Source organism: Dermacoccus sp. PAMC28757 (genome assembly GCF_014302635.1).
Taxonomy (GTDB): domain Bacteria; phylum Actinomycetota; class Actinomycetes; order Actinomycetales; family Dermatophilaceae; genus Dermacoccus; species Dermacoccus abyssi.
Map to the genome: position 1 here is coordinate 1,441,753 of NZ_CP060292.1, position 26,447 is coordinate 1,468,199.

Annotated in this window: 24 protein-coding genes; 20 read left to right on the forward strand and 4 right to left on the reverse strand. The window is 69.1% G+C overall.

Going from position 1 to position 26,447, the window contains the following annotated elements; translation table 11 throughout:
• Positions 1 to 35 precede the first annotated feature (35 nt).
• Complete coding sequence (locus H7F30_RS06960) at positions 36 to 3,095, forward strand: glycine--tRNA ligase (protein WP_370563122.1); 3,060 nt, start codon at positions 36 to 38, stop codon at positions 3,093 to 3,095.
• Here the strand turns inward: H7F30_RS06960 and H7F30_RS06965 are convergent.
• A complete protein-coding gene (locus H7F30_RS06965) occupies positions 3,001 to 4,065 on the reverse strand; it encodes a ribokinase (RefSeq protein WP_222617866.1) in 1,065 nt (354 codons plus the stop codon). The genes H7F30_RS06960 and H7F30_RS06965 overlap by 95 nt on opposite strands.
• 95 nt (positions 4,066 to 4,160) lie before the next feature.
• On the opposite strand from H7F30_RS06965, the gene H7F30_RS06970 reads away from it, so the two are divergent.
• The 4 genes from H7F30_RS06970 (at position 4,161) to H7F30_RS06985 (ending at position 7,606) form a co-directional block, all read left to right on the forward strand.
• Positions 4,161 to 5,351 carry a cystathionine gamma-synthase gene (locus H7F30_RS06970; protein ID WP_129666899.1) on the forward strand — a complete coding sequence of 397 codons (1,191 nt, stop codon included), beginning with the start codon at positions 4,161 to 4,163 and terminating at the stop codon, positions 5,349 to 5,351.
• Positions 5,348 to 5,692, forward strand: coding sequence for a hypothetical protein (locus tag H7F30_RS06975; RefSeq protein WP_187037606.1), 345 nt, complete (start codon positions 5,348 to 5,350; stop codon positions 5,690 to 5,692). Before H7F30_RS06970 ends, H7F30_RS06975 begins: the two co-directional genes overlap by 4 nt.
• A 109-nt stretch (positions 5,693 to 5,801) precedes the next feature.
• Entirely contained in the window at positions 5,802 to 6,788 is a 987-nt protein-coding gene (locus H7F30_RS06980; RefSeq protein WP_255464987.1) for an ATP-binding cassette domain-containing protein, read from the forward strand.
• Entirely contained in the window at positions 6,788 to 7,606 is an 819-nt protein-coding gene (locus H7F30_RS06985) for an ABC transporter permease (RefSeq protein WP_187037610.1), read from the forward strand. Before H7F30_RS06980 ends, H7F30_RS06985 begins: the two co-directional genes overlap by 1 nt.
• A gap of 78 nt (positions 7,607 to 7,684) precedes the next feature.
• Here H7F30_RS06985 and greA read toward each other — a convergent pair whose 3' ends face one another.
• Positions 7,685 to 8,179 carry a transcription elongation factor GreA gene (gene greA, locus H7F30_RS06990; RefSeq protein ID WP_047311771.1) on the reverse strand — a complete coding sequence of 165 codons (495 nt, stop codon included), beginning with the start codon at positions 8,177 to 8,179 and terminating at the stop codon, positions 7,685 to 7,687.
• A gap of 179 nt (positions 8,180 to 8,358) precedes the next feature.
• Positions 8,359 to 8,748: a DUF4307 domain-containing protein gene (locus tag H7F30_RS06995; RefSeq protein WP_129666906.1), complete on the reverse strand. Its 390-nt coding sequence runs from the start codon at positions 8,746 to 8,748 to the stop codon at positions 8,359 to 8,361.
• Positions 8,749 to 8,846: 98 nt separating this feature from the next.
• Here H7F30_RS06995 and mca point away from each other — a divergent pair, with 98 nt between their 5' ends.
• From mca to H7F30_RS07020, 5 genes are all read left to right on the forward strand, one after another.
• Positions 8,847 to 9,791, forward strand: coding sequence for a mycothiol conjugate amidase Mca (gene mca, locus H7F30_RS07000; RefSeq protein ID WP_240730254.1), 945 nt, complete (start codon positions 8,847 to 8,849; stop codon positions 9,789 to 9,791).
• The gene (locus H7F30_RS07005; RefSeq protein ID WP_118913297.1) at positions 9,791 to 10,024 is read left to right on the forward strand and encodes a hypothetical protein; all 234 of its coding nucleotides are present in this window, start codon (positions 9,791 to 9,793) and stop codon (positions 10,022 to 10,024) included. Before mca ends, H7F30_RS07005 begins: the two co-directional genes overlap by 1 nt.
• A 120-nt stretch (positions 10,025 to 10,144) precedes the next feature.
• Complete coding sequence (locus H7F30_RS07010; protein WP_187037612.1) at positions 10,145 to 10,906, forward strand: isoprenyl transferase; 762 nt, start codon at positions 10,145 to 10,147, stop codon at positions 10,904 to 10,906.
• Positions 10,907 to 11,060: 154 nt separating this feature from the next.
• A complete protein-coding gene (locus tag H7F30_RS07015) occupies positions 11,061 to 12,488 on the forward strand; it encodes a PhoH family protein (protein WP_187037614.1) in 1,428 nt (475 codons plus the stop codon).
• A gap of 171 nt (positions 12,489 to 12,659) precedes the next feature.
• Complete coding sequence (locus tag H7F30_RS07020) at positions 12,660 to 13,085, forward strand: hypothetical protein (RefSeq protein ID WP_118913299.1); 426 nt, start codon at positions 12,660 to 12,662, stop codon at positions 13,083 to 13,085.
• A gap of 81 nt (positions 13,086 to 13,166) precedes the next feature.
• On the opposite strand, the gene coaA is transcribed toward H7F30_RS07020, so the two are convergent.
• A complete protein-coding gene (coaA, locus tag H7F30_RS07025; RefSeq protein ID WP_047311776.1) occupies positions 13,167 to 14,129 on the reverse strand; it encodes a type I pantothenate kinase in 963 nt (320 codons plus the stop codon).
• Between the two features lie 124 nt (positions 14,130 to 14,253).
• On the opposite strand from coaA, the gene glmS reads away from it, so the two are divergent.
• The 10 genes from glmS (at position 14,254) to H7F30_RS07075 (ending at position 26,381) form a co-directional block, all read left to right on the forward strand.
• On the forward strand, positions 14,254 to 16,107 hold the full coding sequence (gene glmS, locus H7F30_RS07030; RefSeq protein ID WP_187037618.1) for a glutamine--fructose-6-phosphate transaminase (isomerizing): 1,854 nt from the start codon (positions 14,254 to 14,256) through the stop codon (positions 16,105 to 16,107).
• A gap of 835 nt (positions 16,108 to 16,942) precedes the next feature.
• A complete protein-coding gene (locus H7F30_RS07035; protein WP_187037620.1) occupies positions 16,943 to 18,478 on the forward strand; it encodes an HNH endonuclease signature motif containing protein in 1,536 nt (511 codons plus the stop codon).
• A gap of 99 nt (positions 18,479 to 18,577) precedes the next feature.
• Positions 18,578 to 18,928 carry a holo-ACP synthase gene (locus tag H7F30_RS07040; protein ID WP_187037622.1) on the forward strand — a complete coding sequence of 117 codons (351 nt, stop codon included), beginning with the start codon at positions 18,578 to 18,580 and terminating at the stop codon, positions 18,926 to 18,928.
• 1 nt (position 18,929) lies between these two features.
• Positions 18,930 to 20,612 carry a bifunctional ADP-dependent NAD(P)H-hydrate dehydratase/NAD(P)H-hydrate epimerase gene (locus tag H7F30_RS07045; RefSeq protein WP_255464988.1) on the forward strand — a complete coding sequence of 561 codons (1,683 nt, stop codon included), beginning with the start codon at positions 18,930 to 18,932 and terminating at the stop codon, positions 20,610 to 20,612.
• A gap of 17 nt (positions 20,613 to 20,629) precedes the next feature.
• On the forward strand, positions 20,630 to 21,844 hold the full coding sequence (alr, locus tag H7F30_RS07050) for an alanine racemase (RefSeq protein ID WP_187037624.1): 1,215 nt from the start codon (positions 20,630 to 20,632) through the stop codon (positions 21,842 to 21,844).
• Positions 21,841 to 22,326, forward strand: a complete 486-nt coding sequence (tsaE, locus tag H7F30_RS07055) for a tRNA (adenosine(37)-N6)-threonylcarbamoyltransferase complex ATPase subunit type 1 TsaE (protein WP_047311780.1) — start codon at positions 21,841 to 21,843, stop codon at positions 22,324 to 22,326. The genes alr and tsaE overlap by 4 nt, the downstream gene beginning before the upstream one ends.
• Before the next feature lie 77 nt (positions 22,327 to 22,403).
• Positions 22,404 to 23,087, forward strand: a complete 684-nt coding sequence (tsaB, locus tag H7F30_RS07060) for a tRNA (adenosine(37)-N6)-threonylcarbamoyltransferase complex dimerization subunit type 1 TsaB (RefSeq protein WP_187037626.1) — start codon at positions 22,404 to 22,406, stop codon at positions 23,085 to 23,087.
• On the forward strand, positions 23,084 to 23,581 hold the full coding sequence (gene rimI, locus H7F30_RS07065) for a ribosomal protein S18-alanine N-acetyltransferase (protein WP_187037628.1): 498 nt from the start codon (positions 23,084 to 23,086) through the stop codon (positions 23,579 to 23,581). Before tsaB ends, rimI begins: the two co-directional genes overlap by 4 nt.
• Positions 23,578 to 24,636 (forward strand): tRNA (adenosine(37)-N6)-threonylcarbamoyltransferase complex transferase subunit TsaD, encoded by a 1,059-nt coding sequence (tsaD, locus tag H7F30_RS07070; protein WP_187037629.1) that lies wholly within the window; start codon positions 23,578 to 23,580, stop codon positions 24,634 to 24,636. Before rimI ends, tsaD begins: the two co-directional genes overlap by 4 nt.
• On the forward strand, positions 24,633 to 26,381 hold the full coding sequence (locus H7F30_RS07075) for a glycoside hydrolase family 3 protein (RefSeq protein ID WP_187037631.1): 1,749 nt from the start codon (positions 24,633 to 24,635) through the stop codon (positions 26,379 to 26,381). The genes tsaD and H7F30_RS07075 overlap by 4 nt, the downstream gene beginning before the upstream one ends.
• Positions 26,382 to 26,447: the final 66 nt, after the last annotated feature.

A 26,447-nucleotide genomic window follows, 5' to 3' on the forward strand; every position in this document is an offset into this window, starting at 1 on the left:
GCGGGTGACACGCGGCACTCGGTAACCTTGGGCGTGTGACCGATGTACTGACGATGCAAGATGCCCTGTTGACGTTGCAGAAGTACTGGACCGACCGCGGTTGCATGGTGGTCCAGCCCTACAACACCGAGGTCGGGGCGGGAACGATGAACCCCGCCACGGTCATGCGCGTCCTCGGACCCGAGCCGTGGCACGTCGCGTACGTCGAACCCTCCGTGCGCCCCGACGACAGCCGCTACGGCGAGAACCCCAACCGTCTGCAGACGCACACGCAGTTCCAGGTCATCCTCAAGCCCGACCCGGGCAACCCGCAGGAGCTCTACCTCGGCTCCCTGCAGGCGCTCGGCATCGACCTCGACGCGCACGACGTGCGCTTCGTCGAGGACAACTGGCAGCAGCCCGCCATCGGCGCGTGGGGCCTCGGCTGGGAGGTCTGGCTCGACGGCATGGAGGTCACGCAGTTCACCTACTTCCAGCAGGTCGTGGGCCAGAACCTCGAGCCGATCTCCGTCGAACTCACCTACGGCATGGAGCGCATCCTCATGGCGCTCCAGGGCGTCACGCACTTCAAGGACATGGCGTACGCCGCGGGCATTTCCTACGGCGAGGTCTTCGCCCAGAACGAGTACGAGATGTCGCGCTACTACCTCGACGACGCCGACGTCGAGACCGCGCACACCTTCTTCAAGAACTACACGGACGAAGCGCAGCGCATGATCGACGCCCGCCTGCCCGTGCCGGCGTGGACGTACGTGCTCAAGAGCTCGCACGCGTTCAACATCCTCGACTCGCGTGGCGCTGTGTCGACCACCGAGCGCGCCCGTTCGTTCTCGCTCATGCGCCGCCTCGCCCGCGAGGCCGGCGCGCTGTGGACCGAACGCCGCGAGGAGCTCGGCTTCCCGCTGCTCAAGGAGGGCGTCGCAACGTCGCGCGTCAACGAGATCGCTGCTGCAGCGGAGACTGCCCCGAACGTGACGCAGCCGGTCCAGAAGGCCGAGTCGGCGGCGGACCTCGGCGACGACGCTCAGACGTTCGCGTTCGAGATCGGCGTCGAGGAGATGCCGCCGCACGTCGTCGACGCCACCCTCCCCGCGGTCAAGGACGCCGTCACGACGGCGCTCGCCACCACGCGGCTCGAGCACGGTGAGGTGAGCGTCGTCGGCACGCCGCGCCGCATCGTCGTCACGGTGCCCGGCGTCAGCGCGCACGAGCCAGACGCCGAGACTCTCGCCAAGGGCCCCAAGGTCGCGGCCGCCTACGACGCCGACGGCAAGCCCACGAAGGCGCTCGAGGGCTTCGCGCGCGGCAAGGGCGTCTCCGTCGATGACGTCGTCACCGCTGAGTTCGACGGTGCGGAGCACGTCGCCGTCAAGCAGACGCAGACCGGTCGCGGTGTGCTCGAGGTGCTCGGCGCGATCGTCACTGACGTCGTCGCGGGCCTGCGCAGCGACAAGAACATGAAGTGGAACGACCCCGAACTCACGTTCAGCCGCCCGATCCGTTGGCTCGTGGCGCTGTGGGGCACTGCTGTCGTCCCCGCGACGGCCGGTCTTCTCACGGCGGGTCGCACCACGTACCTGCAGCGCACCGCTGCGCAGCCGCACGTCGGCATCGCCTCGGCCGACGATCTCGTCAGCACGCTCGAGGGCGCCGGCTTCCTCCTCGCCATCGACGCGCGGCGCCAGGCCGTCGTCGACGGCGCGCTGGAACTCGCTCGCTCCGTGGGCGGCACGATCGACATCGAGGGCGAGGCCGGTCTCGTCGAGGAGATCACGAACCTCGTCGAGGAGCCGCGCGGCGTGCTCGGCACCTTCGAGGAGCGTTACCTCGACCTGCCCGAGCAGATCCTCACCACCGTCATGCGCAAGCACCAGCGGTACCTGCCGGTGCGCGACGAGTCGGGCAAGCTCATGCCGTACTTCGTCACGATGGCCAACGGGGCGATCGACGACGACGTCGTGCGCGCCGGCAACGAGTCGGTGCTGCGCGCCCGCTACGAGGACGCGGCCTTCTTCTGGGACGCCGACCTCAAGGTGGGCCCCGACGACTTCCGTCGGAACATCGACTCCCTGACGTTCGAGAACCGTCTCGGCTCCTTCGCCCAGCGCGCGGATCGCATCCGCGACGTGGCTCAGGCGCTCGCCGGCCATGTGGAGCTGTCGGGCGACGACAAGACGACGCTGACGCGCGCTGGCGAGCTCGCCAAGTTCGACCTGTCGACGCAGATGGTCGTCGAACTCTCGTCGCTCGCGGGCACGATGGCGCGCGAGTACGCGCTCAAGGCAGGGGAGACCCCGGCCGTCGCGGAGGCACTCTTCGAGATGGAGAAGCCCCGTTCGGCCGGTGACTCGCTGCCGGTCTCGACGCCGGGTGCACTGCTCGCCCTCGCCGACCGCTTCGACCTGCTCACTGCGATGTTCGCCATCGGCGCGAAGCCGACCGGTTCGTCCGACCCCTTCGCGCTACGTCGCGCCGCGCTCGGTGTCGTCTCGATCCTGCGCGGCGTGCCGACGGTGGCCACCGTGAGCGTGGCTTCCGGGCTCGAGGCCGCAGCGGCGCGCCTGCGCGAGCAGGGCGTCGAGGTCTCCGACGAAGCGCTCGCATCGGCAGCCGAGTTCGTCGAGGGCCGCTTCGGCCAGCAGCTGCGTGACGAGGGAGTCTCCGCGCCGCTCGTTGCAGCGGTGGCTCCGTCGGCCGGCACGCCGGGTGCGGCGGAGGCCTACCTCGCCGACATCCAGACGCTCTCGGGAGACGAGGCGTTCGCGGCTCTCGTGCAGGTGACGCAGCGCATCACGCGCATCGTTCCCGAGGGCACCGAGGCCTCCTTCGACGCGTCGGTTCTCACCGACGACGCCGAGAGGGTTGTCGCTCCGCTCGTGGCCGACCTGGCCGACAACTCCCGCGGTTCGCTCACCGAATGGTTCGCTGCGGCAAGCGGTCTCACCGACAAGCTGAACACGTTCTTCGACGAGGTGCTCGTCATGGCTGACGACGAGAAGCTCAAGGCTGCACGACTCGGCATGCTGCAGACGGTCGTCGCCAAAGCACCTGCCGGAATCGACTACAAGGAGCTCGACCGGGCGCTCGACGCCTGAGCGTTTCCTCCTGAACGCCGGAGCGTTCGACGGTGGCCGTCCCTCCTCGGGGCGGCCACCGTCGTTGTCCCCGGTGAGGGCGCTCAGCCTCGTCGGTAGGACTCCTGCGCTCCGGCGCGTGTGACGGTGTCGGCCGCGAAGGCGGCTGCGTAGCGGCAGCGTCACGCGTGTCGGCACCGTCTGCGAGCTTCGCGACGAGTGATCCGACGAACGCGTCGCCGGCCCCGGTGGTGTCGACGACGCCGACAGGGCAGGAGGCAATCTCGTCGACGCGGTCGGGGGTGGCCAGGAGCGTCGAGTCGGCTCCGCGGGTCAGGACGATGGACGGAACGTCGGCGGCCACCACGGCGCGGACCAGTTCGCTGTCGTCGTCGGCAGGTGCGATGCCCAGTGCGCCGGCAGCGAGTCGCGCCTCGTGCTGGTTGACGACGAGCGGGTCCGCGGAGGTCAGCGTCTCGCCGGACACGTCGATGACCGGCGCGAGGTTGAGGACGAACCGTGTCGACGCAGCCCGGCAAGCCGCGGCCACGGCGTCGACCACCTCCGCGGGGATCTCGCTCTGGCAGACAACGGCGTCGGCGTCGGCAATCGCTGACGCGAGCGTGCCCACGTCCTCCGGCCGCCAGGCACCGTTGGCTCCGGGGACGATGACGATGCTGTTCTCACCGCTGTCGTCGATCGTGATGAACGCCATTCCGGTCGGGTCGGCGACAACCAAAACGCGGGAGAGGTCCACCCCTGATGTGCGCAGGAGGCGCGGTGCCTCGTCGGCGTAGGCGCCGCGCCCCACCTTCGCAGCGAAGACGACGTCGGCACCGCTCAGGGCGGCAGCCAGGGCCTGGTTCGCCCCCTTGCCGCCGGGGGAGGTGTGCAGCGTCCGAGCGCTGAGCGTTTCACCCGGTGACGGGTGACGTTCAACGCGCACGGCGAGGTCGACGTTCGTCGAACCGATGACGAGGACGCGGGCCATGGGTCGGGCCTCTCAGGGAAGCGAATCGGGGGCTGTCAGCCTATGCGCGGAGTGCCTTTCGCGGGTTGTCAGAGGACGCCACTAGGCTTGCGATCATGACGCACGAGAACGAGCTTGAGTCCCTGGGGTTCACCACCCGCGCCATCCACGCAGGGCAGGAGCCCGACCCGCGCACCGGGGCCGTCGTCCCCGCGATCTACCAGACCTCTACGTACAAGCAGGACGGTGTCGGAGGTCTGCGTGAGGGCTACGAGTACAGCCGGTCGGCCAACCCCACCCGCACCGCGCTCGAGGAATGCATCGCGGCTCTCGAGGGCGGTACGCACGGCTACGCGTTCGCCTCGGGCCTCGCCGGCTCCGACGCCGTGCTGCGCGCTGTTCTGCGCCCCGGCGACCACATGGTCATCCCCACCGACGCCTACGGCGGCACGTTCCGCCTCGTCGACAAGGTGACGCAGCACTGGGGCGTCGACTACTCCACCGCTCCCATCGCCGACCCTCAGGCCGTCGCCGCCGCGATGACGGACAAGACGAAGCTCGTCTGGGTCGAGACGCCCACCAACCCGCTCCTCGGCATCGCCGACATCACAGCCATCGCCGCCGTCGCGCACGAGCGTGGTGCGCTGCTCGTCGTCGACAACACCTTCGCCTCGAGCTACCTCCAGCAGCCGCTCGCCCTCGGCGCCGACATCGTCGTCCACTCGACGACGAAGTACGCCGGTGGCCACTCCGACGTTGTCGGCGGCGCCGTCGTCGTCGGTGACAACGTCGCGGTCGAGGAGTACGCCGAGGTGGCGGCCATGATCCGCTTCAACCAGAACGCGCTCGGCGCCATCGCCGGCCCGTTCGACGCCTGGCTCACACTGCGTGGCCTCAAGACGCTCTCGGTGCGCATGGAGCGCCACTGCGACAACGCGGAGAAGGTCGTCGAGTTCCTCTCGGCACGCGACGACGTCACGAAGATCTATTACCCGGGCCTGGCCGAGCACCCCGGCCACGAGGTCGCCGCGAAGCAGATGAAGCGTTTCGGCGGCATGGTGAGCTTCGAGGTCGCCGGCGGCATGGAGCGTGCGCTCGAGGTGTGCGACGCGACGAAGATCTTCACCCTCGGCGAAAGCCTCGGCGGTGTCGAGTCGCTCATCGAGCACCCGGGCAAGATGACGCACGCGAGCGTTGCGGGCACCGCGCTCGAGGTGCCTCCGGCCCTCATCCGCCTGTCCGTCGGCATCGAAGACGCGGACGACCTCGTCGCCGACCTGCGTCAGGCGCTCGACAGCACGCGATGACCGGCGTCGTCATCCGCCTCGTCCTCCTGGCGATGGCCCTCTTTCTCGCCGTGCGACTGCTGCACCGTTCAGCGGTCGCACGGCGCGAGTGGGCCGTGCGCGACGCTGCGCTCACCCGCGCGGAGGAGTGGTGGGCGCGCACGCACGGCGGCCCGTTCGACCAGGAACGACCCGAGGTGCCAGGCGACATCGCGCCGTACCTCGGCCTGAACGGGCCTCGCTCGGAGCTTCGTGGCCCCAAGCCCGACCAGGCCGCATGGGTCTGGGGCTGGATCTGTGTGGTCATCGCGGCGTTCCTCGCCGTCAGTGTTGTCGCACAGTTGAGTTCGGGCAGCGTCTGACGTCGAACTGGATGCCCGTTCACCCAAAAGGGTTGGCCAGAAGGCTCGATGCCCTGAGACCATGGGGCAGGCGCTCGTATCCCGGGCGCCTCGACGAACGGAGACACCCGTGCCTCACGCGGTGGAGGCCGAGGGCCTCGTCAAGAAGTTCGGCCAGTCCGTAGCGGTGGCCGATGTCAGCCTCACGGTTCCCGAGGGCACCGTGCTCGGTGTCCTTGGCCCGAACGGTGCCGGTAAGACGACAACCGTGCGCATGCTCACGACGCTCATCCGCCCCGACGGCGGCCATGCGCGTGTTGCCGGAGCCGACGTCGTGAAGCAGGCCGACGAAGTGCGTCGCCGCATCGGCGTCTCCGGCCAGTACGCGGCCGTCGACGAATACCTCACCGGCTTCGAGAACCTCGACATGATCGGCCGCCTCTACCACCTCGGTGGGAAGGCGTCGAAGACCCGGGCCAAGGAGTTGCTCGCCCAATTCCGCCTGGAGGACGCGGCCAACCGCCCGGCCAAGACGTACTCGGGCGGCATGCGCCGCCGCCTCGACCTCGCCGGAGCGCTCGTCGCCCGCCCGCCGGTCATCTTCCTCGACGAGCCGACGACCGGCCTCGACCCGCGCAGTCGCGGCGAGATGTGGGAGGTCATCGAGGAACTCGTCTCCGGCGGCACGAGCCTGCTCCTGACGACCCAGTACCTCGAGGAAGCCGACCGTCTCGCGGACTCGATCGTCGTCGTCGACGGCGGGCACGTCATCGCGCGCGGAACGGCCGACGACCTCAAGAACGAGGTCGGGGGAGAGCGCCTCGAAGTGCACCTTCGCGAGAAGGGCGACGTCGCCCGCACCCGCGAGTTCATGGCGCGTCACGGCTCCGGTGAGGTGGCCGCTCCGGAAGGCGGCCGCGAGCTCGTCGTACCGGTCGAATCCGGCACTCGCGCCCTCGTCGCACTCGTGCGCGACCTCGACGAGGCCGGCATCGAGGTGGCCGACATCGCCGTGCGTCGCCCCACCCTCGACGACGCCTTCCTCTCGCTCACCGGCCACTCGGTCGCGGAGTCCGAGGACGAAGCCGACGACGCGAGCGAAGGGGGTGCGCACTGATGGGTCACCTCGTGTCCGACGCGCTCACCGTCATGCGTCGCAACCTCATCAAGATCAAGCGGGTTCCCGACCTGCTCGTGTTCTCGACGATGCAGCCGATCATGTTCGTGTTGCTCTTCGGTTACGTCTTCGGTTCGCTCGCCGGACCGAACGCCGGCGGCTACCGCGAGTTCATGATGGCCGGTATCTTCGCCCAGACCATCGTCTTCGGCGCCACGATCACCGGTGCCGGCCTCGCCGACGACATGCAGAAGGGCGTCATCGACCGCTTCCGGACGCTGCCGATGCACCCGTCGTCGGTGCTCGTGGGGCGCACCCTGAGCGACGTGGTCAACAACGTCATCGTGCTCGTCGTCATGTCCCTGACGGGCCTCGTCATCGGGTGGCGCATCCGCGGAAGCGTGCTCGACGCGCTCATCGCCTACGCGCTCATGCTCCTGTTCAGCTACGCGATCTCGTGGATCATGGCGTGCATCGGCCTCAAGGTGAAGGCGCCGGAGATCGTCAACAACGCCGCGTTCATGGTGATCTTCCCGCTCACCTTCATCGCCAACACGTTCGTGCCGGCTGAAAACATGCCGAGCGCACTCAAGTGGTTCGCTGGCTGGAACCCGGTCTCCACCATCACGCACGCCGCCCGTGAACGCTTCGGCAACCTCGGCGCCATGGGCGGTGACTCGCCGGCCATGCGCGAGAAGATCGAGTACACGTGGGCGCTGCAGCACGCAGAGATCTACACGCTGGCCTGGGTACTCGTGGTTCTCGCAATCTTCGTGCCACTCGCTACCCGCATCTACGCGCGGGCCGTGGCGAAGTAGGCAGCAGTACCGCCAAGACGACGAAGGAGGCGAGCACCCCGAACGGGTGCTCGCCTCCTTCGTTGCGGTGACGCAGTGTCAGCCGGCGTACGGCTTCGCGTCGATGATCTTGACGGCGATCGACTTGCCGTTCGGCGCGTCGTAGGTGACCTCGTCACCCTTCTTCTTGCCGTTGATCGCAGCGCCCATGGGCGACTGCTCGCTGTAGACGTCGATGTCGGCGGCGTCGCCGGCGATCTCGCGGCTGCCGAGGAGGAACGTCTCCTTGTCACCGAACATCTCGACCGTGACGACCATGCCCGGCTCGACGATGCCGTCGTCGGCGGGAGCCTCACCCACGGTGGCGTTGCGCAGCAGCGACTCGAGCTGGCGGATGCGGGCCTCCATCTTGCCCTGCTCCTCCTTCGCCGCGTGGTAGCCGCCGTTCTCCTTGAGGTCGCCCTCTTCGCGGGCAGCCTCGATGCGCTTGGCGATCTCGGAGCGGCCCGGGCCCGAAAGGTGCTCGAGCTCGGCCGACAGACGATCGAACGCGTCCTGCGTGAGGAAGCTCGACGACGTGGTGGTCTCGCTCACGGTGTACTCCTTGCTGTGTGCATCAGGTTCCACGCGCGCTCGGCGCGGCGTGAAATGAAGGCCGAGACGGCGGCTACCGCGTACTGCGGCGCGCGTCTCGGCCCGGGATCAAACCACCATTTTAACACCGCCCGCCGCGTGGCACGAGATGGCGCATCCGCGTGGCGGCGGCGCGAACGTCACTGCGCCGGCGGGCGTTCCCCCGTGTAGTGGCACTCCTTGACCGTTCCCGAGACGGCGCGCGACGTGGTGCGCAGGACGTCGGAGTATCGCGTCGAGCGGTAGGGGCTGGGCTTGAGCTCCACCTGCTTGGTACCCAGCACGTCGCGCTTGTCGTTGAGCGCAATGATCGTGCACGTGATGGCACGGTTGCGTTCGCTCGGGATGACGTCCCAACGCACCTCGATGCGGTCGTCGGAGATGACCTTGAACCCGGCCTGATTGGCCCTCACCGTGTTCGACGAGGAACTGATGCCGAACCAGGCCGCGAGAGCGGACATGAGGATCACACCGACGATCCCGATGATCCACCACTTGCGTTGTTCGGCCCGTGGGCGTGTAGGGGACACCGCTGCTCCTTTGCAACAATGGGCGACGCACGCTCCGTCCCGGCAGGTTGGCCGGGGCAGGCGAGCTCAGATGTCACCCACACGATACGAGGTACGACGTGACCAGCGGATTCCGCCTCATGGCGGTGCACGCTCACCCGGACGACGAGGCGAGCAAGGGCTCGGCGACGATGGCGCGCTACCTGGCCGAGGGAAACCGCGTCCACGTCGTCACCTGCACCGGGGGGGAGCGCGGCGACGTGCTCAACCCGCGCCTGGCCGACGACCCGCGGGTCAAGAGCGACCTCGTCGACCTGCGTCGCCAGGAGATGGCGGCCTCACGCGACGTCGTCGGGTACGAGCACACGTGGCTCGGCTTCGTCGACTCCGGTCTGCCCGAGGGCGACCCGCTGCCGCCGCTTCCGCCCGGATGCTTCGCTCTCGAGCCGCTCGACGTGACGACCGAGGCGCTCGTGCGCGTCATCCGTGAGTTCCGCCCGCACGTCGTCACGACGTACGACGAGAACGGCGGCTACCCGCACCCCGACCACATCATGACCCACCTCGTCACGATCTCGGCCGTGCGTGCCGCTGGTGACCCGGAGGCGTACCCGCACGCGGGAGAGCCGTGGCAGCCGCTCAAGGTCTACTACGACCGAACGTTCTCCCGCGCCAAACTCGAGGCCTACCACGACGTGCTCGTCACGGCGGGGCGCGAGTCGCCGTACCCCGCGTGGTTGGAGCGCCGCGCCGACCGCCCCGAGGGCCGCATCACGACGCGCGTCGACGCCTCGAAGTGGTTCGACGTGCGCACCAAGGCACTGCTCGCGCACGCCACGCAGATCGACCCCGACGGTCAGTTCTTCGCGCTCAGCGCAGACGAGCAGGCAACGGCATGGCCGATGGAGGACTGGGACATCGCCCTGTCGGCCGTGCCCGTGGCCGAGGACGAGAACGACCTGTTCGCCGGGCTCGGCACCCCTGAGGAGGCCGACGCGATGGCCACCGCAACCCCACCTGCGAAGATGGTCGTGGACGATGTCGTAGAGCGGAAGGAAAGCTGATGGGCGGCAACGAGAGCGTCGAGGTCACCGCAGGGATCTGGGGCTTCCTCGTCCTGTTCGGCCTGGCCCTGGCCTGCTGGTTCCTCTTCCGCAGCATGAATGCGCACCTGCGGAAGATGACGTTCCAACAGCGCGAGCAGGTGCCCGAGAACACGCGGACGGCGGGGGCGCGTTCCGAGGAGAGCCCCGTGCCGCCGGAGGACGACGACCCCATCGGTAGCGCGCGCCACTGACGCCTGCGTTCGTCGCGTGGGTTTCCCCGCCCGCATGGAACCGACGCGCGGGGAACACCCGTCAAACGTTGGTATGTTCGACCCGATTGCAGCCATGACGAGTCAACGGAGGTGAGCCCGGTGCGCGGTCCCGGTGACGTGCTCTACACCGCCTACGAACGTCAGCTCGTCAAGGGGCTTCCCGGTGAGCGCCTCCCGCGTCACGTCGGACTCATGCTCGACGGCAACCGTCGGTGGGCGAAACTGCGTGGCGAGAACACCGAGCACGGCCATCGCGCCGGTGCGGACAACATCGAGCCGTTGCTCACGTGGTGCGACGAACTCGGCATCGAGGTCGTGACGCTCTGGCTCCTGTCGACCGACAACCTCAAGCGCAGCGAGGTCGAACTCAAGCCGCTGCTCGAGATCATCGAGGACGTCGTCGACGGTCTCGCCGCGTCCGGGCGGCGCCTCAACCTCGTCGGTGCGCTCGGGCTGCTGCCCGACGCAACGCGTGCCCGGCTTCAGGCCGCCGTCGAGAAGACGTCCGACGCCGAAGGTCTCGTCGTCAACATCGCCGTCGGCTACGGCGGACGACAGGAGATCGTCGACGCGTTCCGCGCGATGCTCCTCGACGCCGCCGAGCGCGGGGAGTCGCTCGAGTCGCTCGCCGATCGCCTCACGATCGAGAACGTCGGCGACTACCTCTACACGAAGGGCCAGCCCGACCCCGACCTCGTCATCCGCACGTCCGGCGAGCAGCGCCTCGGCGGGTTCCTCCTGTGGCAGAGCGCCCATTCGGAGTTCTACTTCTGCGAGGCCTTCTGGCCCGATTTCCGCCGCGTCGACTTCCTGCGCGCGGTGCGCGCCTACGCCGAGCGCGAGCGTCGCTTCGGCGGCTGACCGGCGGCCCGGTTCATCCAAGGTTCACCCCTGCGACGGGTGACGAACACCCGGAACGACACCGGTGTCGTTAGCGTCGCAAGGGAGGGGCGAGAACGCCTCTTGCAGCCCTACCGACGGCGGGGCGCACCGACGAGGGACCCGAGGATCGACGATGACTCTGGCGTACTCCAGCACGAACGGGGGCGCCACGGGCGTCCTCGATGGCCAACTTCTCGATGGCCACCTTCTCGAGCGCGACATCACGACGAAGGACGCCGAAACGGCCCCGCGTGACGGCGACGGACGGGCCGATACGGCGACGAAGACGTACGTGCTCGACACCTCGGTGTTGCTCTCCGACCCGCGGGCCGTGCTGCGCTTCGAGGAACATCACGTCGTGCTGCCGGTCGTCGTCATCACCGAACTGGAGGCCAAGCGCCACCACCCCGAACTCGGCTACTACGCCCGCGAGTGCCTGCGGTTGCTCGACGACATGCGCGTGACGCACGGGCGCCTCGACCACCCGGTGCCCGTCGGCAACGGTGGCACGCTGCGCGTCGAGCTCAACCACACCGACCCGTCGGCGCTGCCTGCCGGCTTCCGCCTCGGCGACAACGACTCGCGCATCCTCGCGGTGGCGGCGAACTTCGCGGCCGAAGGCCACGATGTGACGGTCGTGAGCAAGGACCTGCCGATGCGCATCAAGGCCTCTGCCGTGGGGCTCGACGCCGACGAGTACCGCGCCGACGGCGTGCCCGACTCCGGCTGGACGGGCATCGTCGAGCGCACCGTGAGTGCCGACGACGTGGATCGCCTCTTCGAATCCGGTCGCCTCGCGCTCGAGGACATCGAGGACCTGCCGCTCAACACGGGCGTCGTGCTGACGAGCGCCGGCGGGTCATCGTCCGCGCTCGGCCGCGTCATGCCCGGCGGTGTGCTCAAGCTCGTGCGCGGTGACCGAGACCTGTTCGGCCTGCACGGCCGCTCGGCCGAGCAGCGCATCGCCATCGACGTTCTGGGCGACCTCGACGTCGGCATCGTCAGCCTCGGCGGCAAGGCCGGCACGGGTAAGAGCGCGCTCGCGCTGTGCGCCGCGCTGGAGGCCGTCATGGAGCGTCGCGCGCACCGCAAGATCATCGTGTTCCGCCCGCTGTTCGCCGTCGGCGGCCAGGAGCTCGGCTACCTGCCCGGCAGCGAGAACGAGAAGATGGGCCCGTGGGCGCAGGCCGTGTTCGACACTCTCGGCGCCGTCGTGAGCAAGGAGGTTCTCGACGAGGTCATCGCCCGCGACCTCCTCGAGGTGCTGCCGCTCACCCACATTCGTGGGCGCTCGTTGCACGACGCGTTCGTCATCGTCGACGAGGCTCAATCGCTCGAGCGGAACGTCTTGCTCACGGTCCTGTCGCGCATGGGGCAGAACTCGCGCGTCGTCCTGACGCACGACGTCGCGCAGCGCGACAACCTGCGCGTCGGCCGTCACGACGGGGTTGCGGCCGTCGTCGAGAAGCTCAAGGGGCACTCGCTGTTCGCGCACGTGACGCTGACACGTTCGGAGCGCAGCCCGATCGCCGCGCTGGTCACGGACGTCCTCGCCTCCTGACGGCCGGATGATGCACGTCCTGTGAGCCGCTCGAAGTCGGCGGTGTGGCAAATAGCATCCGACGGGATGGAATCTGTACCGTGAACTGCGTCGCGCGCCCTGGGGGTGTGTGGCCGGACGGTGCGTGACGGGGACGACGCGCCGCCGACTCGAGGTTGAGGAAGGCTCACTGTGCGTTTGATCCACCGCAAGGGATTCGCGGTCGTCTATTGGGTGGTCGCGTTCCTGGCCACCGTGCTCGCCATCATCGCCGGTGCTCGCTCGGGCGCCGGTGCTGCGCCCGAGTTCAGCGACGGATCGGGTACGAGCGTCGGCTCGCAGATTCTCTTCGGCCTCGGGGGCGCGGTGCTCGGTGGCCTCTTGGTCGCCGCGATCTTCGCCGGGGTCTGGATCGGCCTGTGGGCCCTCGACCGGCGCGCGAACCCCGAGTTCGACGACCGCGACGACTACGATACGCTCGACGACCTCGATGACGACTTCGACGAGGCCGAGCGCGACGCGCAAGACGAATCTGACGACGAGTTCGCCGAGGGAGACCGCAACTTCGTCGACGAACACGACCTCGACGGTGACGGACGCTCCGCCGTTCGCCGCTGACATCCCCCGACGAAGGCCCCGACTCGCGCGAGTCGGGGCCTTCGTCGTTGCCTGGCGCCGGCGCTCCGGAGCCAGGTTGTGTCAGAGCTTGCGCAGTTTGACGCTCTCGACGTGATGGTCGGCGCCCTTGCGCAGAATGGCGGTGGCGCGGTGCTTTGACGGCTGGACGTTGGCGAGGAGGTTGGGCAGGTTGATGCTCTCCCAGATCGCGGTGGCACGGTCGACGGCCTCTTCGTCGCTCAGCTCGGCGTAGCGGTGGAAGTAGGAGTCCGGGTCGGCGAAGGCCGTGCTGCGCAGACGCAGGAAGCGGTCGACGTACCACTGACGGATGTCGCTCTCGCGGGCATCGACGAAGACGCTGAAGTCGAAGAAGTCGGAGACCGTGAGCGTCGAACGCGACGGTTGTCCGGGCGTCGGGATCGGCGGCTGGAGAACGTTGAGGCCCTCGACGATGAGGATGTCGGGCTGACGGACGACGACCTTCTCGTCCGGCACGATGTCGTAGACGAGGTGGCTGTAGACCGGAGCCTCGACCTCGGCCTTGCCGCCCTTCACCTCGGCGACGAAGCGCACGAGCGCGCGGCGGTCGTAGCTCTCGGGAAAGCCCTTGCGATCCATGATGCCGCGGCGTTCCAGCTCGGCGTTGGGGAAGAGGAAACCGTCTGTCGTGAGGAGTTCGACGCGCGGGGTGTCGGGCCAGCGGGCGAGGAGTTCGCGCAGAACGCGCGCCGTCGTCGACTTGCCCACGGCCACCGAACCGGCCACGCCGATGATGAACGGCGTCTTGGCGGGGCGCTCGTCGAGGAAGTCGCTCGTGATGCGGTGCAGGCTCTTCGTCGCGCCGGCGTAAAAGTTCACGAGGCGGGAAAGGGGCAGGTAGACGTCCTCGACCTCCGCGAGGTCGATCCGCTCGCCGAGACCCGAGAGGCGACGCACGTCGTCGGACGTGAGGTCGATGGGGCGCGAGTCGTGCAGTCGGGCCCAGTCCTCACGGGTCAGTTCGACGTACGGGCTCGGAAGAGGAGGCAGGTGCGGGCGACTCACCCCGTCATTGTGCCGTAGCCGGGGCGTGTCGGGGAGCCGGTGCGGCACAACGCAGCCCGGCGGGCCGCGCCGCGCGTTCCCGCGTATTCGTGCCGGGGCCGACGCCCCGAGTAGGCTGTCGCCCATGTGTGGAATCGTTGGATACGTCGGCCCGCGCGTCGACGAGCGCGCCCAGACCGTCGTCATGGAGGGTCTCGCGCGCCTGGAGTACCGCGGATACGACTCGGCCGGCATCGCGCTCGTGACCGGTGACCACGTCTCGACGGCGAAGAAGGCCGGCAAGCTGGCCAACCTGCAGGCCGCACTCGAGGCGAACCCGCTGCCCGAGTCGTCGACCGGCATCGGGCACACGCGCTGGGCCACGCACGGTGGCCCCACGGACGCGAACGCCCACCCCCACCGCGGTGGCGCGGACGGCAAGCTCGCCCTCATCCACAACGGCATCATCGAGAACTTCCACCCCCTGCGTAACGAGCTGCTCGCCGACGGCGTCGAGTTCACGTCCGAGACGGACACCGAGGTCGTCGCGCACCTGCTCGCGAAGGCGTACAAGGGTGACCTGAAGGCCGCGATGCTCGAGGTCGTCAACCGCCTCGAGGGCGCCTTCACGCTCCTTGCCGTGCACGCCGACAACGCCGACCAGGTCGTCGCCGCGCGCCGCAACTCGCCGCTCGTCATCGGCCTCGGTGAGGGCGAGAACTTCCTCGGCTCCGACGTCGCCGCCTTCATCGGCTACACGAAGGAGGCCATGGAGGTCGACCAGGACCAGGTCGTCGTCATCACGCCGCAGAACGTCGAGGTCGTGAACTTCGACGGTTCCGCAGCTCAGGGCAACACCTTCCACGTCGACTGGGACGCCGCGTCCGCCGAGAAGGGCGGCTTCGACACCTTCATGGAGAAGGAGATCTTCGACCAGCCCGACGCCGTGCGCGACACGCTGCTCGGACGCACCGACTCCGAAGGTCGCCTCGCCCTCGACGAGATCCGCATCTCCGAGGACGAGCTCAAGAACATCGACCGCATCACCATCGTCGCCTGCGGCACCGCCGCGTACGCCGGCATGGTCGCCAAGTACGCCCTCGAGCACTGGACGCGCATCCCCGTCGAGGTCGCGCTCGCGCACGAGTTCCGCTACTGCGACCCGATCGTTTCCGAGCGCACGCTCGTCGTCTCGATCTCGCAGTCGGGCGAGACGATGGACACGCTCATGGCCGTCAAGCACGCCCGTGACCTAGGCGCGAACACGCTGAGCATCTGCAACACGCACGGTGCGACCATTCCGCGTGAGTCCGACGCCGTGCTCTACACGCACGCCGGCCCGGAGATCGCCGTCGCGTCGACGAAGGCCTTCCTCGCGCAGATCACCGCCTGCTACGTGCTCGGCCTGTACCTCGCGCAGCTGCGCGGCGGCACGTACGCCGACGACGCGAAGAAGGTCATGGCCGAACTGCAAGAGATGCCGGCCAAGATCGACGAGCTTCTCGGCCACCTCGACCGCGTGCGCGAGATCGCCCGCTTCATGGCCGACACCCGCTCGGTGCTCTTCCTCGGCCGCAACGTCGGCTACCCGATCGCCATGGAGGGCGCGCTCAAGCTCAAGGAGCTTGCCTACATCCACGCCGAAGGCTTCGCCGCCGGTGAGCTCAAGCACGGCCCGATCGCGCTGATCGACGCCGGCCAGCCCGTGTTCATCGTCGTGCCCGGCCCTGACACCCCGCACGGTCTGCACGGCAAGGTTGTCTCCAACATCCAGGAGATCCGCGCTCGCGGCGCTCGCACCCTCGTCATCGCCGAAGAGGGCGACGAGGCTGTCGTGCCGTTCGCCGACGAGGTCATCCGCATCCCGAAGTCGGCTCCGCTGCTCGCACCGCTGCTCGCCATCGTGCCGCTGCAGGTGTTCTCGCTGGAGCTCTCGACGGCCAAGGGCCTCGATGTCGACCAGCCGCGTAACCTCGCGAAGTCCGTCACCGTGGAGTGACCCTCTGTTTCGCTGGAAACCGCGTCGTCCCTGTGGGGCGGCGCGGTTTTCGTTTTGTGGGGTTTGGGTGTGGGGGATGGGCGGCGTGATCGCCTGCGATGCCCATGGGCGGGGCGGCGAAGTTGGCGAGATGGATGGTGCTGGCTTGGGTGCCTGGAGACGTGTCCGCTCGCCTTCTTGGGGCACGTCGCTGGTGCTTGGGTTGCCTGTCTTTTGGTCGCCGGCCGTGGGTGCTTGGTGCGCGCGTCGTCTTCGTTGGCCTGGTTCCTACTCGGGCGATTGGTCGCGCAAGTGGGGACGTATTCGGCTCGGGGGTACCCACTTGCGCGACGTTTCGCGCTTGTGGGGAACAGCTACTGTCGGGGGCGGCGCGGCCGGGCTACCGTCAGCGGACTTCTTCGGGCGTGGATGTGGTCGGCTGGGGTGCCTGGAGACGTGTCCGCTCGCCTTCTTGGGGCACGTCGCTGGTGCTTGGGTCGCCTGTCTTTTGGTTACCGTTCGTGGGCGTCTTTGTGGGGGCGGGGTGCGACGGCGGCGTGCTTTTCCGACATGGGCGGTTGGTCGCGAAAGTGGGGCGGCTTTTGGCTTAACTGTCCCCGCTCGCGCGATGTTTCGCGCATTTGGGGACGTCATTTGCTCCCCGCTGCTCTCGCTGAGTCCGCGCCCCGCGGTTGACGGCAACTCGGCGAACTGGCTGGGTGTCGAGGCCGCCGCGTGGCGCGGGGAGGGCGACCGCGTCGAAGGTGACCATTCGTGTCGCGGAAGTCGGGTCGCACCCGCGAAATCGAGCGTAGTGCCTCTACATTTATTCGAACAAGTGTACTAAAATGAGTTCATGGAACAGCACCTCGAGATAACCGCCGACGCGGTGTCTCGCATGCCTCGCGAGCAGTTGCTCGCTGCATGGACGGTGCTCACCGAAGCTGTCGTCGAGCAAGCCCTCGTGAGCGTTTCGCCGCTGCTCGATCTGCCCGAGATCGGCGCGTCGCTGGACGAGCGCATCACCGAGTCGGTGGAGACGGCTCGCCAGCTCGAAGGTGCGGCCGCCGCGGTCCTCACGATCTCTCGTTCCGCTGATGCACTCGTGCGCGTCATGGCCGCCGAGCACGCCGAAGCAGTGCGGCAGGTCGAGGCGCTGGAGTTCGAGCACCTGCGCGACGTGTCGTACCCGCTCGCTCCGGGGGAATTCGCCGGCGACAGCTTCGGACCGGCCCTCGGCATGAGTTCCGGTGCAGCAGGCGCCATGGCCGATGACGCCGCGCAGCTGCGTTGCAGGCACCCCGAACTGCTTCGATCGGCCCTTCGCGGTGAGGTTCGCTTCGCCTCGGTTGCCGCGATCGCGTCCGAGCTCGAACATGTCGAGGCTCCCGATCTCGACGAAGTGAACCGCCTTTTTGCGGCCGGCAGTATCCCGACGATGACGGTCGAAGGCGCCCGCCGGCAGACGAAGCGCCTCCTGCGGTCACTCGGTCTGGCGCGGCCCGTTGATCCCGTTGAACAGCGCCGCGAGATGGGCGTGTGGTTCTCCCCGCACCTCGAGTTCGACCAACTCACCGAAATGCGTGTCGTGCTCGACTCGGTCGATGCCGCAACGGTGCGAGCCGCCATCGACGCGAGGGCGCAGTTCCTGCGCGACAACGCGCCGAGAAGTGGTGACGGAGCCGGCCACGGGCTCTTCGCCGGTCCATCCCGCGCCGATGCCCTCGTCGACCTCCTCCTCGGTCAGGCCACCGTCACCACGACATTGCACCTGCGCGTCCCCGTGCGCCCACCGACGTCATCGCCCGCTGAACCTCTGTCGTCGCGGTCTGTTCTCGCTCGCGCGCACGGCTCTACCGGATGCTCCGGGGAGAACTCTGCCCGCAAGAACGCGGCAGCGTGGTTCGGCGACGACGTTCGCATGCCCTTCGGCGACGTGGAGGTGCCCGGAGTCGGAATCGTCGATGCGGCCACGGTTCGTGCGCTGGCCGGGGCAGTCGGCACGAAGTTCGTCTCTGAATTCGTGGCCGTCGACGGCGAGCGCGTCACAACGCTGGCGACGGTGACCGATTCGTACCGACCGACGACGCTGGTCGAGCGCACGGTGAAGACGCGTGACGGGCACTGCCGCTTCCCGTACTGCACCCGCCCGGCCGACGTCACGGACGTCGACCACGTGATTCCCTTCGCCGAAGGTGGCGCGACGAGCCCGGCCAACCTCCAGTGCCTGTGCCGTCACCACCACCGCGCCAAGACGTTCGGCGGCTTCGCGGTCGTCATGCAGGCGGACGGCGAGTGCCTGTGGGAGTCGCCCACCGGCCACCGTTGGCTGACTCTCCCCAGCGGCCCGACGCTGCCGCAGCCGGCAGTCTTCACCGCTCCAGCCGCCTGACTCAGACAAGCGCGCCCGTGGCTGGGATTCGGCTCCTTGGCCGCAGGCCGGTGACCCGCAGCTGAACCGGGAAGAAACGACGCGTGGTTGACTGGCCACATGATCGTTGGAGTGGGAATCGACGTCGTCGAAATTGACCGGTTCGCGCAGAAACTCGCAGACACCCCGGAGATGCGTGACCGGCTGTTCACGCCGAGCGAGCGCGACCTGCCGATCCGCTCATTGGCCGCCCGCTTCGCAGCGAAGGAAGCGCTCAGCAAGGCGCTCGGCGCGCCGCCCGGAATGAGCTGGCAGGACGCCGAGGTCGACAAGAACAGCGACGGTCAGCCCTACTTCCGCACCGGCGGCACCGTTCAAGCTCGCATGAGCGCGCTCGACGTCGACGCGCTTCACCTCTCGCTCACCCACGACGGTGGCATCGCCTCCGCCGTCTGCATCGCGGAGGGCTGACATGGCGGATGACGAGCTTCGCCACGAGAACACCCTCGCGTCTACGCCAGACGGATCGGGACGGCTGAGCCCGAACGGTGGCGGTCGGCGTGACGCCAGCGCGGGGGAGGTTCAGCACGCGGATGGTGGTGCTGCTGCCTGGCGGGACAACTCCGACGGCGGCATTCGAGCAGCATGGTCGGTTGACGCCGTACGCGCTGCTGAAGAAGCCACGGGTGACGACTTCACCGACGGTGCTCTGATGCAGCGCGCCGCAAGGGGACTCGCCGACATCGTGAGACGCGAGGTCGCTGAACTCGAGCGGCGGGGCGTGACGTCGCCGCGGGTCGTGGTCCTGGTTGGCCCCGGAAACAACGGTGGCGACGCGTTGTACGCCGCCCGCGATCTCGCAGTTGACGGTATCGAGTGTCTGGCTCTCCTTGTCGCCGACAAAGCACACGTCGAGGGCGTCGCCGCAGCGCGTGCAGCGGGCGTCGACGTGGCCCGATACGAGTCCGCCTCCCATAGCGGCGCGGAGCCCGAGGGCGGCGGCCGTGAGAACGCCCATGCGCTCGCGCACGCCGACCTCGTCGTCGACGGCATCCTCGGAATCGGCGCCGATCCCGGGCGCGCTTCGACCTGGCAGGAACTCGCCGACCTCATTCCGATCCAGGCATTCGTGGTGGCCGTCGACTGCCCCACCCCAGGATTCCGTGCCGACATCACCGTCACCTTCGGCGAGCCCAAGACCTCGCTCATGCTGGCACCCGCCGCGAACGGACGCGTTGAGGTGGTCGACATCGGCATCCACCTCCCTCTTGGCGAACAGGAAGCCATGCGACTGTCCGGTACGCACCTGGCGCACTTGTGGCCCGTACCCGGCCCGCGCGATCACAAATACACGCGCGGAGTGGTAGGTCTCGCGACGGGTAGTGACGCGTTCCCGGGAGCCGCGGTGCTCGGTGCCGTCGCGGCGGTAACGGCCGGAGCAGGCATGGTGCGCTACGTCGGCCCGCGTCGCGCAGAGGACGCCGTCACGGCAGCGGCGCCGGAGGTCGTGCATGGCAGTGGTCGCGTGCAGGCGTGGGTCGTGGGCTCCGGAATCGACGGGCCGAGTGAACGCGAGCACGAGAGCGACCGCTACGAGTCCGCCATGGCCGCTCTGCGCTCCGAGGAACCCGTCGTCATCGACGCGGGAGCGCTCACCTGGTTCGAGCCCGGTGTCCGCCCGGAAGGTGTCCAGACCGTCATCACCCCCCACGCCGGCGAGCTCGCGACGCTCCTGCAGTCGCGCGACATCGACGTCGAACGCTCGACAGTCGAAGCCGACCCCGTCACGTGGGCTCGCCGTGCCGCCAACGAGACGGGCGCGACCGTCCTGCTCAAGGGCGGCGTCACCGTCATCGCCTCGCCCGGCGAAGGCCCGGTCACCATCGAGAACCGCGCCCCGCACTGGCTCGCCACCGCCGGAACGGGCGACGTGCTCGCCGCGCTCCTCGGCGTCCTGCTCGCGGCCGGTCTCGAGCCCAGGAGCGCCGCCGCACTCGCCGCGTACACCCACGGACGGGCGGCGCACCTCGCCAACCCGGACGGCCCCGTCCGCGCCCTCGATGTCGCCACGTCGCTGGGACGCGTCGCCTCAGAACTGGTCGCCGAACAGCGGCGGGTGCACGAGGAACGCCGTGCGGGACGCTTCCCGCGCTAGTGAGAGACTGAGTCGCTATGAACGTCCCCGCCGCCGACGCCCCGACGCCGTCCGACCACCCCGCTTGGCTCGCCTTCGAAGGTGCGCAGGCCCGCGTCGTCGTCGACCTCGACGCCATCGTGCGCAACGCCACCACGCTCAAGGCGCGAGTGGGCGACGCCCAGCTCATGGCTGTCGTCAAGGGTGACGCCTACGGCCACGGGCTCGTGCCGACGGCCCGCGCCGCGCTGCGTGGGGGAGCGACCTGGCTGGGAGTGGCGCAACTCCACGAAGCCACCGCGCTACGCGACGCCGGCATCGACGCCCGCGTGCTGTGCTGGCTGCTCGCGCCCGGCTCCGACTTCGAAACGGCGATCCGCCGCGACATCGACCTCGGGGTCTCGTCGGCAGCCATGGTGCGCGACGTCGCGATAGCCGCCGAGGCCGCCGGGCGTGTGGCCCGTGTCCACCTCAAGGTCGACACCGGCATGGCCCGCAACGGCGCGTACGGCGACCAGTGGCCCGAGCTCGTGGCCGCCGCCCGCGAGGCGCGGGGGAGGGGCCTCGTCGAGGTGGTCGGTCTGTTCACCCACTTCGTCCGCTCCGACGAACCGCGCCACCCCGAGGTCGCCGCCCAGATCGACCGCTTCCGCGCCGCCGAAAAGGACTGTGACGACGCCGGATTTCACCTTGAGGTGCGGCACATGGCGAACTCCGCCGGCGCGATCTTCGTGCCCGAGTCGCGCTTCGACCTCGTGCGCGTCGGCCTCGCGCTCTACGGCCTCTCGCCCGCGCCGGACCTCGCCGCGCCCCAGGATCTCGGTCTTGACCCCGCAATGTCGGTGACGGCCCACGTCGCCGTGACGAAACGCGTCCCCGCAGGCCAGGGCGTCAGTTACGGCCACACCTACGTCACAGATGCGGAAACGACCCTTGCCGACATTCCCGCGGGGTACGCCGACGGCGTGCCGCGCCACGCGTCGAACAAGGCTCCGGTCATGGTGAACGGCACGATCGGCCACATCGCCGGCCGCGTGTGCATGGACCAGTTCGTCGTCGACATGGGTGACGCCGCAGTCCAAGCCGGCGACGAAGCCGTTCTCTTCGGACGTGCGGCCGACGGGACACCCGGGCCCACCGCGCAGGAATGGGCCGACGCCGCCGACACCATCAGCTACGAAATCGTCACGCGCATGAGCACCCGCCTGCCACGCATCTACTGCGGTGACCTGAGCGAGGAACTCACCCGATGAGCGACGACCTACGCCTGCGCGGCACCCGCTACCTGCCCGACGCCGAAGCCACCGCCGACCTCGGACGGGCGCTCGCCCGTATCGTGCGCCGCGGAGACGTCATCGTCATGACGGGCGACCTCGGGGCCGGGAAGACGACGACCACGCGCGCTCTCGGCGAAGCGCTCGGTGTGCGCGGTGACGTCACGAGCCCGACGTTCGTCATCGCCCGCGAACACCCCTCGCTCGGTGACGGCCCGGCCCTCGTCCACGTCGACGCCTACCGCCTCGGCGGCTTCGGCGAACTCGACGACCTCGACCTTGACACCTCGCTCGACGACGCCGTCACCGTCATCGAATGGGGCGCCGGCATGGCCGAGGCGCTCTCCGACGATCGCCTTCACCTCACGTTGACGGGCCTCGACGACCGCACCGCGACGATCGAGACGGCCGGGGAACGTTGGGCAGACATCGACCTCGCCTCCGAACTGGGACTCGACTGACGCACGCAACGCCGCACGGCACCGCCGTTGAGCCGCGCGTGATCGGCGCAGTTGCCGGGCCTCGATAAGCTGGGTCGATGCTTCTCGCGATCGACACCTCCACCTCGGCCGTCACGGCCGCGCTCCACGACGCCGAAAAGGTTGTGGCGCGCACCTCGACGATCGACGCGCGTCGGCACACCGAGATCCTCGCTCCGGCGATCGACGCCATGATGCGTGACGCCGGTGTCGCACCCGCCGACCTCTCCCGCGTCGCCGTCGGTGTCGGCCCCGGCCCGTTCACCGGTCTGCGCGTCGGCCTCATGACGGCCATGACGTTCGCGTACGCCCTCGACCTTCCGGTCGGCGGTCTGTGCTCCCACGACGCCCTCGCGTACCGCGCCCGACGTTCCGGCATGACGGGCCCGCTGCTCGTCGCCACGGACGCGCGCCGCAAGGAGGTCTACTGGGCCCGCTACGACCTCGACGCCGACCGCATCGCGCCGGGTGAACCGGCCGTCGACAAGGCAGCCGTCGTCGCCGAGCACGTCGGAGACATCCCCGCGATCGGTCGCGGAGCCCAGCTGTACAGCGACCACCTGCAGGACGCCACCGGCGGCCACGAGGACCTCCTCGACGTCGACGCCGCCGACATCGCCGCGCTCGCCATCGAACGCGTCATGGCGGGGGAGCGCCTACTGACCACCGAGCCGCTCTACCTGCGCCGCCCGGACGCCGTCCCCGCCGCGGCCGCGCCCAACGCTCGGGTGCTCAGCAAGTGAGCGCCACGACCACCGACGCCCCGGCGAGCGTCCGCCTGCGCGACGCGACCTGGCGGGACATCGAGACTATCGCGCGTCTCGACGCCGAACTCTTCGATCACGACGCGTGGAGCGAACCGACGTGGTGGGCCGAGTTCGCCGAGCGCCCGCGTCGCCAGTACGTCGTCGCCGTCGCAGGTAACGAGGACGCGAACGAGACCGTGCTGGGCTACGCCGGCCTCGACGCGGGCGGCAGCGCGGTCGACGTCATGACGATCGCCGTCACCCATGCGGCCCGCGGCACAGGCGTCGGAAAACGCTTGCTCACCCACCTTGTCGACGCCGCGGCGGCGACCGGCGCCGAGGCGCTCCTGCTCGAGGTGCGCGCCGACAACGAGCCCGCCCTCGGCCTCTACGAACGATCCGGCTTCGAGCGCCTCACTCTGCGCCGCCGCTACTACCAACCCGGTGACGTCGACGCCGTCATCATGCGCAAACTCCTGGAGACCTCATGAGCATCACCACGACTCGGGAGCCGCTGGTTCTCGGCATCGAGAGCTCGTGCGACGAGACGGGCATCGGCATCGTGCGCGGCACCACCCTGCTCGCCAACGAGGTGGCGAGCAGCATGGATCTGCACGTCCGCTTCGGCGGCGTCGTGCCCGAGATCGCGAGCCGCGCCCACCTTGAGGCGATGCTGCCCTCACTGCGTCGCGCGTGCGACACCGCCGGAGTGAAGCTCACCGACGTCGACGCCATCGCCGTCACCGTCGGGCCCGGCCTCGCCGGCGCGCTCATGGTCGGTGTCGCCGCCGCGAAGGCCCTCTCCGTTGCCCTCGACAAGCCGCTGTACGGCGTCAACCACCTCGCCGCGCACGTGGCCGTGGACATCCTCGACCACGGCCCGCTGCCCGAGCCGACCATGGGTCTGCTCGTCTCCGGCGGGCACACGAACCTGCTCTACGTGCCGGACATCGCCACCGACGTGCGCAGCCTCGGCAACACGATCGACGACGCGTGCGGCGAAGCGTTCGACAAGGTCGCCCGCGTGCTCGGCCTGCCCTACCCGGGCGGCCCGAACATCGACAAGGCAGCCCAGGGCGGAGACCGGCAGGCCATCGCGTTCCCACGCGGGCTCTCGACGAAGAAGGACCTCGAGAAGCACCGTTACGACTTCAGCTTCTCCGGCCTCAAGACGTCCGTGACGCGCTGGGTCGCCACCCGCGAAGCCGCCGGTGAACCGGTGCCCGTCGCCGACGTCGCCGCGTCCTTCCAGGAAGCCGTCGTCGACATCATCACGAAGAAGGCGGTCATGGCCTGCCGCGACTACGAGTGCAACAACCTCATGGTCGGCGGCGGCGTCTCGGCCAACTCCCGTCTGCGTGCGCTGCTCGAAGAACGCTGCGGCAAGGCCGGCATCGCCATCCGCGTGCCGAAACTCAGCCTGTGCACCGACAACGGCGCCATGGTGGCCACGCTCGGGGCACACCTCGTCGCGAAGGGCATCGAGCCGTCCGCGCTCGATGTGCCCGCTGACTCCTCGATGCCGATCGGACAGGTGATGGGATGACGACCACGATGTCTGCCACGACCACGCTTCGGGTGCGCTTGACGGCGCTCGCCGCCACCGGCGCGCTCGCTCTCGCCGGATGCAGCGGTGGCTCGCCCGACGGAGACAAGCCCTCGACCGGCGCATCGAGCTCCTCGAAGAGCGGGTCCGGCAGCTCCTCGCAGGGCCAAAATCGGACGAGCGCCGACGCCGGACTGCCGACGCAGGCCGAACTCGCCCAGGCGAAGAAGGACGTCGAGAAGCTCACGACGAAGCAACTCGCGGGGCAGGTCATCGTCGGGTACTACCCGGGTTCGCGGAGCGAGGCGGCTGCCGCGGCGATCCGCAAGGACGGCCTCGGCGGCGTCATCATCATGGGCGACAACGTGCCGCAGGACGTCACGGCCGGCCTGCCTGCCATCACCTCCGCCGCGCAGCAGGCGATGAAGGACACGGGACGCTCGTGGCCCGCCGTCATCGGCATCGACCAGGAGGGCGGCCCCGTCGCGCGCATCAAGGCGCCCGTCACGCAGCTGCCCGGCGGTATGGCGTACGGCGCCGCGGATGACGCCGAACTCGCCGCGAAGATCGCCAAGGGCCAGGGCCAGGAGTTACGAGCCCTCGGCGTGACGATGGTGTTCGCCCCCGACGCGGACGTCACGGTCGGCCCGCAGGATCCGACGATCGCCGTCCGCTCGCCGGGCAGCGACCCGCAGCGCGTCTCGCGCGCGGTGAACGGGCAGGTCAAGGGCTTCCAGGAGGCCGGTCTCGTGCCGGTCATCAAGCACTTCCCGGGCCACGGCTCGGTGACGACGGACACCCACGTCGACTACGCGGTGCAGTCGCAGCCGGTCTCGGCGCTCACCAAGCGCGACTGGGTGCCGTTTGCCAACGCCGTGAAGGCGGGGGCGCCCGCCGTCATGACGGCGCACATCGTGCTCAAGGACATCGACCCGAACGTGCCCTCGACCCTGTCGCACAAGGTGCTCACGGGCGAACTGCGCGACAAGCTCGGTTTCAAGGGCCTCGTCGTCACCGACGGCATGAACATGGGCGCCATCGTGAAGAAGTTCGACAAAGGCGGTGCCGCAGCCGTTTCCGCGCTCAAGGCGGGCGCCGACGTCGTGCTCATGCCGGCCAACGCCACCGCGTCGGTCGCCGCCATCGAGAAGGCCGTGGCCTCGGGTGAGCTGACGCGCGAACGGCTCGTGGAATCGGCTGCCCGTATCGTCGCGACGACGCGGCACCAGCAGGTCAAGGCTCCGGCGACCAACGTCGTCGGCGCGCACGGCAAGGACGCCGAGCAGTTCGCGCGAGAGTCGATCACCCAGCTCGGTGGCTCATGCGACAAGCCGCTCGTCGGCAAGAGCGTCCGCCTCGACGGCGGATCGACCTCCGACCGCGCGGAACTGACGAAGGCCCTCGCGGCCCGCGGCATCACGGTCGGCTCGTCCGGCACACGCGTCTCGCTCATCGCCGGTGGGTCGTACAACGCAGGTAAGGCGTCGGCCGACGGCGGCTCGGAAGCCGATTCCGCTGGTGGTTCGGGTGCCGGTTCCTCGACGAAGGCCGGCGTTCAGGTCGCGCTCGACACCCCGTACGTCCTCGCCTCGCGACCGGCCGGAGCCGTCGGTCTCGCGACGTACGGCAACACGCCGTCGACGTTTGCGGCGCTCGCGGACATCCTTGCGGGCAAGGCCAAGGCGGGCGGCACGCTGCCGGTTGCCGTCGGCGACAACAAGGTGGGCGACTCGGCCTGTTCGTGACTTCGCTCGCTGTTTGAAGCTCCAGCCCCTTGAGTCAGGGGGGCGGGTTCAGTTCGGGGGCAGCGG